10 protein-coding genes and 1 pseudogene are annotated in these 9216 nt (G+C 64.2%); 5 read left to right on the top strand and 6 right to left on the bottom strand.

Annotated features, from left to right (window positions below):
- The 5 genes from alaS to NFJ07_RS02110 all read right to left on the bottom strand — a co-directional run bounded on the left by alaS (nt 1) and on the right by NFJ07_RS02110 (nt 5884).
- Nucleotides 1-2679, bottom strand: a complete 2679-nt coding sequence (alaS, locus tag NFJ07_RS02090) for an alanine--tRNA ligase (RefSeq protein ID WP_269992127.1) — start codon at nt 2677-2679, stop codon at nt 1-3.
- A gap of 135 nt (nt 2680-2814) precedes the next feature.
- Nucleotides 2815-3027, bottom strand: a complete 213-nt coding sequence (locus NFJ07_RS02095; RefSeq protein ID WP_269992153.1) for a hypothetical protein — start codon at nt 3025-3027, stop codon at nt 2815-2817.
- Between the two features lie 58 nt (nt 3028-3085).
- Nucleotides 3086-3460: a DUF948 domain-containing protein gene (locus tag NFJ07_RS02100; protein WP_269992129.1), complete on the bottom strand. Its 375-nt coding sequence runs from the start codon at nt 3458-3460 to the stop codon at nt 3086-3088.
- 148 nt (nt 3461-3608) lie between these two features.
- Nucleotides 3609-4229, bottom strand: coding sequence for a 30S ribosomal protein S4 (gene rpsD, locus NFJ07_RS02105; protein WP_028267147.1), 621 nt, complete (start codon nt 4227-4229; stop codon nt 3609-3611).
- A 170-nt stretch (nt 4230-4399) separates the two neighbouring features.
- Nucleotides 4400-5884 (bottom strand): replication-associated recombination protein A, encoded by a 1485-nt coding sequence (locus NFJ07_RS02110; RefSeq protein ID WP_269992132.1) that lies wholly within the window; start codon nt 5882-5884, stop codon nt 4400-4402.
- Between the two features lie 41 nt (nt 5885-5925).
- Here NFJ07_RS02110 and NFJ07_RS02115 point away from each other — a divergent pair, with 41 nt between their 5' ends.
- The 3 genes from NFJ07_RS02115 (at nt 5926) to NFJ07_RS02125 (ending at nt 7596) form a co-directional block, all read left to right on the top strand.
- On the top strand, nt 5926-6627 hold the full coding sequence (locus NFJ07_RS02115; RefSeq protein ID WP_269992133.1) for an acVLRF1 family peptidyl-tRNA hydrolase: 702 nt from the start codon (nt 5926-5928) through the stop codon (nt 6625-6627).
- A 407-nt stretch (nt 6628-7034) separates the two neighbouring features.
- Nucleotides 7035-7187 carry a hypothetical protein gene (locus tag NFJ07_RS02120; protein ID WP_269992134.1) on the top strand — a complete coding sequence of 51 codons (153 nt, stop codon included), beginning with the start codon at nt 7035-7037 and terminating at the stop codon, nt 7185-7187.
- A 142-nt stretch (nt 7188-7329) separates the two neighbouring features.
- Nucleotides 7330-7596, top strand: a complete 267-nt coding sequence (locus NFJ07_RS02125; RefSeq protein WP_269992135.1) for a CUE domain-containing protein — start codon at nt 7330-7332, stop codon at nt 7594-7596.
- A gap of 140 nt (nt 7597-7736) precedes the next feature.
- Here the strand turns inward: NFJ07_RS02125 and NFJ07_RS02130 are convergent, their stop codons facing one another.
- On the bottom strand, nt 7737-8321 hold the full coding sequence (locus NFJ07_RS02130; protein ID WP_269992136.1) for a dihydrofolate reductase family protein: 585 nt from the start codon (nt 8319-8321) through the stop codon (nt 7737-7739).
- 235 nt (nt 8322-8556) lie between these two features.
- Between NFJ07_RS02130 and NFJ07_RS02135 the strand changes: the two genes are divergently transcribed.
- Together NFJ07_RS02135 and NFJ07_RS02140 are read left to right on the top strand one after the other, a co-directional pair.
- On the top strand, nt 8557-8760 hold the full coding sequence (locus NFJ07_RS02135; protein ID WP_442865266.1) for a hypothetical protein: 204 nt from the start codon (nt 8557-8559) through the stop codon (nt 8758-8760).
- 53 nt (nt 8761-8813) lie between these two features.
- Nucleotides 8814-9216 (top strand): annotated as a pseudogene (locus NFJ07_RS02140) (HNH endonuclease signature motif containing protein); the annotation flags it as partial.

Below are 9216 nucleotides of genomic sequence, written 5' to 3' on the forward strand. Positions count from 1 at the left end.
TCAGCGCTTGGCGATCGCGTCCACAACGGCCGCAAGGGCCGGTGCGATCTTCGCGGCGTCGGTTCCGCCGCCTTGGGCGACATCGTCCTTGCCGCCGCCGCCACCACCGAGGATTCCTGCAGCCACCCGGACGAGGGCGCCTGCTTTGACGCCCGCTTCACGCGCGGCCTCGTTGGTGGCCACGATGATGACGGGACGGTCGTTGCTGACACCGGCCACGGCAACCGTGGAAGCGTCGGAGCCAAGCCGGTTGCGGAGGTCCATGGCTAGGCTGCGGAGGTCGTCCGCTCCCCCGACCTGGCCGGCGTCGTGCGCCACCACCCGGACGCCCGCGGCATCCCGGGCCGTGGCAACGAGGTTCGCAGCCGCTGCGGTCAGCTGTTCCTTGCGGAGGCGGTCGAGTTCCTTCTCCGTCGCCTTGAGCTTGGCCAGGGTGCTGGAGATCCGGTCTGCCAACTGGCCCGACGGGACCTTAAGCATCTCCGTGAGCTCGGTGACCAGGGCGCGCTCGGCTGCGAGATGCCGGAAGGCGTCAAGGCCGACGAAGGCTTCCACGCGGCGGTTTCCCGATCCGACAGACTGTTCGCCGAGAAGCGACAGGCTCCCGATGAGGGAAGTGTTGGCCACATGGGTGCCGCCGCAAAGTTCGCGGGACCACGCGCCGTCGATCTCCACAACGCGGACTTCGCTACCGTAGTTCTCGCCGAACAGGGCCATGGCGCCGAGTGCCTTCGCCTCTGCGAGGCCCATGACCTTGGTGTCCACTTGGAAGTTGTTGCGGATGGCGATGTTCGAGACCTCTTCGATCTCGGACTTCGTGGCAACACTCAGCCCTTCGCCCCAGGCGAAGTCGAAGCGCAGGTAACCGGCCTTGTTGAAGGATCCACGCTGGGTGGCTTCCGGGCCGAGGATCTGGTGCAGGGCGGCGTGCACGATGTGCGTGCCCGTGTGAGCCTGCTCTGCGGCGTGGCGGCGTTCGCGGTCGACGGCGGCGCGCACCAAAGCGTCCGAGGCGATCTCGCCTTCGCGGACGATCGCCTTGTGGACGCTCAGGCCCTTCACGGGGCGCTGGACGTCGAGGACCTCGACGACGAATCCGTCACCGGTGATGAGGCCCTTGTCGGCGGACTGGCCACCGGCCTCAGCGTAAAACGGCGTCTCGTTCAACACGAGTTCGATTTCGTCGCCCGTTGAAGCGTGGGCAACACGCCGGCCCGAGCTGACGATGCCACGAACACGGGCCTCGCCTTCCAGCTCGCTGTAGCCGGTAAAGACGGTCTCGCCCTCGGCCAGGAGCTCCTGGAAGGCTGAGACATCGGCGTGTCCACCCTTCTTGGACTTGGCATCTGCCTGGGCGCGCTGGCGCTGTTCAAGCATGAGGCTGCGGAATTCTGCTTCATCAACCTTCAGGCCGGCTTCCTCGGCCATTTCGAGGGTCAGATCGATCGGGAATCCGTAGGTGTCGTGCAGGGCGAAGGCATCTTCGCCGGACAGCGGCTTTCCGGCGGCCTTGGAGAGCTCCACGGCTTCCTCAAGGCGCGCGGTGCCGGAGGCGATGGTTCGCAGGAAGGCTTTTTCTTCGGCATAGGCGATGCGGCTGATGCGGTCGAAGTCGGTCTCCACGATGGGGTAAACGCCCTTCATGGCGTCGCGGGAAGCCGGAAGCAATTGCGGGAGGCAAGCTTCTTCGACCCCGAGGAGGCGCATGGCGCGGACGGCACGGCGGATGAGCCGGCGCAGGACGTAGCCGCGGCCTTCGTTGGAGGGGGACACGCCGTCGGAAATCAGCATAAGCGCGGAACGGATGTGGTCGGCCACAACGCGCATGCGGACATCGTCCGTATGGTGCGGGTCGTCAGCGGACTCGGCAGAGGTGTATTCCTTGCCCGAGAGCGCAGACGCCTTGTCGATGACGGGACGGACCTGGTCCGTCTCGTACATGTTGTCGACGTCCTGCAGGATCATCGCGAGGCGCTCCATGCCGAGCCCTGTGTCGATGTTCTTCTTGGGCAGCTCGCCGACGATGTCGAAGTCCACCTTCGAGCGGACGTTCTCGATCTGGTACTGCATGAACACAAGGTTCCAGATCTCGACGTAGCGTGTTTCGTCCGCGATGGGACCACCCTCAGCGCCGTACGACGGACCGCGGTCGTAGTAAATCTCCGAGCAGGGGCCGGCCGGGCCCGGCTGGCCCGTGGACCAGTAGTTGTCGGCTTTGCCCATGCGCTGGATGCGCTCGGAGGGAATGCCGGTGTTCTTGAGCCAGAGTTCCTTGGCTTCGTCGTCCTCTTCGTAGACCGTCACCCAGAGACGCTCAACGTCGAGCCCGTAGCCGCCGTCGTCGACGCTCTTGGTGAGCAACTCGAAGGCGAACTTGATGGCGTCTTCCTTGAAGTAATCCCCGAAGGAGAAGTTGCCGCACATCTGGAAGAACGTCCCGTGGCGGGCGGTCTTGCCCACTTCCTCGATGTCGCCGGTACGGATGACCTTCTGGACACTCGTGGCGCGCTTGAAGGGCGGCTCCTCGCGGGCAGTCAGGTAAGGAATGAAGGGAACCATGCCGGCCACAGTGAAGAGCAGGGAGGGGTCGCTGGATACGAGCGACGCTGAGGGAACGGCGGTATGGCCCTTGCTGACAAAAAAGTCCACCCAGCGTTTGGTGATCTCCTGCGACTTCATTAGCTGATTACTTACCCTTCTCAATTCACTGCACATGAGTTTGTGCGCGGTTCTGGCATCTGCCATTGCCGCAGCTTCTAATTCTGCCCTGTTGACGGCCGCTTGGGCGAACCGCGGCAAGTTGTACCGCGGCCGCTAACGGCTTCCGGCGTCGGACTCCACAATGCCGAGCGCGGCCTTGAGGTCGACTTCGCGTTCATTCATTCCGGCGCGCACGGCGTCGGCGAAGTCGTACACGCCGTCGGCCAGCCGCGCTACGGCGCGGTTCAGGCCGTCGGGACCAATATTGGCCTGTGCTTGGGTGATCTTGCGGAAGGCGATGACTCCGATTGCCACGCCGATCCCCATCCAGACAATTCTTTTCACAGTGTTCCTGACATACGAAGGCCTTGACTTACGAACGGATTCAGCGGCTGCGGCGGCCGCTGCCCGATTTGCGGCGGGCGGCAAAAGCCGAGCGCACGCCGTAGCTAAACGCTGCCACCTTGATGAGCGGCGAACCGACCGTTGCGGCTACCAGCGAGGACAAGGCAGAGATGTTGGCGGAGGCGTCGGAAACGTTGGAGGTGATGCCATCCACCTTTTTAAGCTGCTGGTTTGTGGTGGAAACCGTCGCCGTGACCTCGTCCATCAGGGGCGTCGCCCCGTCACTCAAGGAGCGGATGGAGGTGCGGACTTCATCGAAGACGCGCCCGAGTTTGAGGATCGGCACAGCCAACAGCACCACAAGGAGCGCGAAAACTCCGGCCGCGATCAGGCCTGCAATATCGCCACCAGTCATGGACACTCATCTCCTAGCATTTGTTGCGTTGCGGTTGGTACGCCATGTGGTTCTACACGGCACCCCCGGCGTGGCTTCCCCAAGTACCTTACATACAAAAAAGCCCGCGGCGCGTGCCACGGGCTTCTTTGTATGCGCCTGCTGGAAATTAGCGAGCGTAGAATTCGACCACGAGCTGCTCTTCGCAGGTCACGGGGACCTCAGAGCGCTTCGGGCGACGAACCAGGCGTGCCTGCAGGGCGTCAATCTTGACGTCCAGGTAAGCCGGAACGACGTTCAGGACGTGTGCACCGGCAGCTGCAACCTGGAACGGAGCCATGACTTCGCTGCGGCTGTGAACGTGGATGAGCTGGCCCTCAGCAACGCGGAACGACGGGCGGTCCACGCGGATGCCGTCAACGAGGATGTGGCGGTGCACAACCAGCTGGCGGGCCTGGGCGATGGTGCGGGCAAAGCCAGCACGCAGCACGAGGGCGTCGAGACGCATTTCGAGCAGTTCGATCAGGTTTTCACCGGTGAGGCCCTTGGTGCGGCGTGCTTCTTCGAAGGCACGGGTCATCTGGGCTTCGCGGATGCCGTACTGGGCGCGCAGACGCTGCTTTTCGCGCAGACGTACAGCGTAGTCAGAGTCCTGCTTCTTGCGGGCACGGCCATGCTCACCGGGGCCGTACGGACGGCGCTCCATGTACTTGGCGGCCTTGGGAGTCAGAGCGATGCCGAGTGCACGCGAAAGGCGTGCGGTACGGCGAGCACGAGTGTTGTTAGCCACTTGTGTCCTTCCAATATCTGCGGTGTGTCAGTGTTACTGGCCTCCATGAGGGAGAGCATCGGCCAACCGCTGCCTTTTGCTACGGGGCGCAGGGCACAGCATCGAAACCTGGATTTTGATGGATTGCGCGCCTGTGCCTTGCCAGACAAGCATCTAGCCTACCATGACGCCTACTTGCCCCGGATGATCCTGCGTAGCCGCTCGAGCCTGGGAGCAATATCCCGTTCAGCACCGTTTGCCGTGGGCTCGTAGTAGTCCCTGCCGACCAAATCATCCGGCGCGTACTGCTGGGTGGCCACGCCATGCGGAGCATCGTGGGCGTACTTGTAGCCTTGGCCGTGGCCAAGGCCTTTCGCTCCCTGGTAGTGCGCATCCCGCAAGTGCGCCGGAATCCCTATCCCCATCCCTGCACGCACATCGGCGATGGCCTTGTTGATGCCCATATAGGCGGCATTGGACTTGGGCGCCGTCGCCAGATGCACCACGGCTTCGGCGAGGATGATACGGCCCTCGGGCATGCCGATCAACTGCACTGCCTGGGCCGCGGCGACGGCGGTCTGCAGCGCCGTGGGATCTGCCATACCGATGTCCTCGGCAGCCGAAATGACGATCCGGCGGGCCACGAAGCGCGGGTCCTCGCCGGCTTCGAGCATGCGGGCCAGGTAGTGGAGGGCCGCGTCGACATCTGAGCCGCGGATCGACTTGATGAACGCACTGGCGACGTCGTAGTGCTGGTCGCCGGCGCGGTCGTATCGAACGGCGGCCACATCCAGGGCCCGCTCGGTATGGCGGAGCTCGACGACGACCGGAGCCTCGGGGGCGCCGTCGCCCGCGAGCCCTTCCTCTCTGGAAGCGTCTTCGGAAGGGTCGCCGCCGTCGTTGTTGCGGTCTCCGTAGGCCACCCCCGCAGCGGCCTCAAGGGCCGTCAGCGCACGGCGGGCATCTCCCCCGGACAATCGGACCAAGTGTTCGAGGGCTTCCGGGGTGAGCTCCACTCCCCCTGCCAGGCCGCGGGCGTCGGCAACGGCCCGTTGCAGTAGCCCCTCGATGTCACGGTCGGTGAGCGGCTTGAGGGTAAGCAACAACGAGCGCGAAAGCAGCGGCGAGACCACCGAGAAGGAGGGGTTTTCCGTGGTGGCCGCGACCAGGACCACCCAGCCCTTCTCGACTCCAGGAAGGAGGGCATCCTGTTGGGCTTTGTTGAAACGGTGGATCTCATCGAGGAACAGCACGGTAGTGGTCCGGTAGAGATCCCGGGCGGTCAAGGCATTTTCCATGACCAGGCGGACATCCTTGACGCCCGCAGTAATAGCGGACAGTTCAACGAACTTCCGGCCCGGTCCGCGGGCGATGACGTGCGCGAGCGTCGTCTTGCCCGTGCCCGGGGGTCCCCACAAGATGACCGAGCTCGGACCCGCAGGACCGGCGGCGTCGGCCCCTGCGGCGAGCTGCCGCAAAGGAGAGCCTTGGCCCAGCAAATGCTGCTGGCCCACAACGTCGTCGAGCGTCCGGGGCCTCATGCGGACAGCCAAAGGGCTCCGCGGCGACGCCGGACGTACTGTGCCCGCACGTCCATCACTGGAACGGTCCGAATCCGCCGCCTGGCTGCCGGCGTCGTCGTCGTTGTCCGCGTCGGCACCAAAGAGATCTTCCACATGGATAGGCTACTCATGAATCCAGCGAAGGAGACATCGACGTGGAGACCCGGCCATCCGGCCCCAGCGAAAAGCAGCCCCCTGGAGCGGGGCGCACCGCTTTCATCCCTGGACCGCGGTTGATCGGCTGGGTGGAGCGCTTCGCCGCGAGCCATGGCGCCGTTCAGGAAGAGCCCGACGACGGCGGCACGCTTCTGCGGGCGGCTGACGGCACGCTTTTACGGGCGGCGGACGGCGCCTTGGCGCTGCTGAGAGCCCCTTGGCCCGTGGACGGAAGACCCGGTAGGGGCACAAGCACGGTTGAGCGCTTGGCGTCGCTTGCTTCACAGGAACGGCGGCTCGGAATCATCCTGGTCCGCCGGGGCGGCTACGCCGTGGGGGTCGTGAGCGGCGGCAAAGTGACTGCATCCAAATCGGGTTCCCGCTACGTGCAGTCGCGCTCGGCCGCGGGGGGATCCTCGCAGCAGCGCTTTGCCCGGCGTCGGGAGAACCAAGCCAATGCGCTGACGGAAGCCGTGGCCGGATATGCCGCCGGGGTGTTCGCCGGACACGGTATTGAATATCTCGTTCTGGGCGGAGACGCCGCACTCTCCGCGGCCGTCCTGGAAGAATCGGCGTTGAAGGAGTACGCAGCGCGGAAGCGGCTGGCGTTCCTGGCAGTCGCCGACCCCAACGCAACCGTACTTCGCAAGGCTGCGGCGGATGCCTGTGCCGTGCGGATCGAGGTCACCGATCCGCTTTAGTCGACCGCAGCGCCGACGAAGCCACCGCAATCGCGGCGGGCTACCGTCCCTGCGGGAGCTGCCTGCCCGAGAAATACCTCACCTGGAAGAACGAACGACGTTGAAAGAAACAAATAGTGCGCGATCTCCCCGTATCGGCGACGCGATCACACATGCCGCCGCATCGGATGACAATATCACCCCACTAACGTCGCCAGCAGAGATAGAAATTATCGTCGCCCTGGCCTGGACTGCAACAGGCGGAGACAAACTGAACACCGTCGACTGGCCCGAATCGGCGGCATCCTGGCTCCGCCCTGCCCGCAGGTTCGCAGCACCGAGCCAACCCTCTCTGAGTCGTTGTGGGAACACCCCTAGGATGGGCGCAAATGGCTCGACGGCTTACCCAATCGACGGAATGGAAAGCTGTGCAGACGATTGCTTTCCCATGCCTTGCCTCCCCAAAATTGCTGGATCTCGCAGGACCCGGCGTCCTTTTCGATCTGACGGGACCGTTCGGCCACAACAACATCTGGCGCTTCCGCGACGAGGCATTCACGTTCGAAGGAATGACCATATGAACACCCTGTTCGGAGATGACGTCATCGAACGAGCCCGCCGGGAGCTGGCACCCGGGGGCAGGAATAAGACCTTCCCCCGACCGTCCTCGACTAACGCCGTCATTTTGTTGACCTCCCCACCGCCGGATTGGACACTTAGCCCATGACGAGGGAAGACGAAGCACGGGCCCTTGTGGCTGTTATCAACAACCTGGCCGAGCGGTTCCCCGACATGTCACGCTCGGACATCGAAACAGTGGTTGCTGAAGAACACGGGAACTTGAACGGTGGCCCGATCCGGGACTATGTACCCCTCCTGGTTGAGCACGCAGCCAAGAAGCGCCTCACCAAAATGGCTGCCGAAATCCAAGCGTCCGGCGGTTCCTCATCCGTCCTGGTCGGGAAGCAGCAAACCGTCGATAGGCCGTAGTTGCCGGAGTGCGGCTGCCGTTTTAAGGACAATTTCCGCGCGTGTCCGGGCTGCATCTGCTTGTCAGGACTGCGGAGGAGCGGGACGCGTTATCGGAAGCATTGCTCCGGGGCATAAGGGTGCACCGAAACCATCCTCCGCTAACGGCGGGTGTAGCGGGCGATGATCACGCCCTTGGTTGTGGGGACGGAGTCGGTGAGCTCGAACTTAGTCATCGGCGCGGGGCCGTCGAACAGCCGCGTCCCGGTACCCATGGTGAGCGGGTGGATCAGCAGCGTGTAGTTGTCGATGAGGCCCGCGGCGTGCAGGGAGCGGACCAGCGACGCGCAGCCGATGATCGTCAGATCGTTGCCCGGCTCGGCCTTGAGCTTAGCCACCGTCTCGGTGGCCTCGCCGGACAATAGGATGGAGTTCTGCCAGGCATCGGCGTTCTCCAGCGTCCTGGACACAACGTACTTCGTGGCTGCGTTCATGTGCGCGGTGAACGGGTTGTCGTCGGTACGCATGCCCCAGGCGGTGATGAAGTCGGTCCAGGTCCGGTGTCCGAATAGCATGTCCGTGGGCTTGGCCATGCCCTTGCCCATCTCACGGCCCATGACCTCGTCGTTGTACTTGCCGCCCCAGCCCCCGTGGGTGAAGCCACCACGGGTGTCCTCGTCCGGACGGCCCAGGCCTTGGATGACTCCGTCGAGGGTGATGGACAACGCGGCATTGATCTGACGCATGACATGCTCCCTTACTTCTGCGGACCGCTCTCTGCGACCCGGTCACCCCCTACACGAATGAGGACCGGCCAAATCGACACCTGCACCCGAATTTTTTTTCCTCGCCCGTCATCACCGGGCCGGGCGCAGATGGGATGCCGGACAGTCCGGTCGTGAAGGCGTCGGCGACCGCGTCCTCGGCCATGTCGATGTCGCCGAGCCCCCGCACGACGACGACCAGCCAACCATCGGACTGTTGCTGTGCAAGACCAAGAGCAATGTTGTGGCCGAATACGCCCTCCGCGGGTTCAACAAGCCCGTTGGCATCGCGGAATGGGAAGCTGAGATCGCGGGGTCGCTGCCGGAATTCGCTTCAATTCTGCCCAGCATTAGCGAGCTGGAGGCGGAGCTTTCGCAAGGTATCAGCAGCAAATCGGTCACCCGGCGGGGATCGATGTGAGGCTGCCCGAGCAGCTGCACTAAATTGTCGGTGCCTCCTGAGATGCTGTTTGCATGGATCGAAGGACAGCTTGGAGCGCGGATAGCAAGGCGGCCGTGGAGGCCATTGCCGCGTCCGTTGCCGTGCTTGCCGCCTTCACCGGCGCGGACCGCTTCGATCAGCCCGGCCCCGATTCCCCGCAAGACGCTGACTTCCGGGCAGACGCTGGTTCCTCCGAAAGCACCGATCCACTGCGGAGCCTGGCCGACGGTTGCCTGGACGGCCTCGCCGAAGTCGCCCGGCTGGAAGCCCGGACCGCCGCGCTGAAAGCGGAGCTAGCCGCGCACTACGTCCAGGCAGCCACGCTCCTCGCACCGCCGGTGGCATCACCGGCCGAAGCCACCGCCCAGGAGCTTGCCCTGGTCGCCGAGGTCGCCTGCGTCCTGACCATCAGCGAACGAACCGCCGCGGCCCTCC

The sequence above is a fragment of the Arthrobacter sp. B2a2-09 genome (assembly GCF_027587375.1).
In the GTDB taxonomy this organism is placed as follows: domain Bacteria; phylum Actinomycetota; class Actinomycetes; order Actinomycetales; family Micrococcaceae; genus Arthrobacter.

What these genes read in the sequence shown, in the direction of transcription:
- alaS (WP_269992127.1), bottom strand. Translation starts at nt 2,679, where the DNA reads ATGAAGTCGCAGGAGATCACCAAACGCTGGGTGGACTTTTTTGTCAGC.
- NFJ07_RS02095 (WP_269992153.1), bottom strand. Translation starts at nt 3,027, where the DNA reads ATGGGGATCGGCGTGGCAATCGGAGTCATCGCCTTCCGCAAGATCACC.
- NFJ07_RS02100 (WP_269992129.1), bottom strand. Translation starts at nt 3,460, where the DNA reads ATGACTGGTGGCGATATTGCAGGCCTGATCGCGGCCGGAGTTTTCGCG.
- NFJ07_RS02125 (WP_269992135.1), top strand. Translation starts at nt 7,330, where the DNA reads ATGACGAGGGAAGACGAAGCACGGGCCCTTGTGGCTGTTATCAACAAC.
- NFJ07_RS02130 (WP_269992136.1), bottom strand. Translation starts at nt 8,321, where the DNA reads ATGCGTCAGATCAATGCCGCGTTGTCCATCACCCTCGACGGAGTCATC.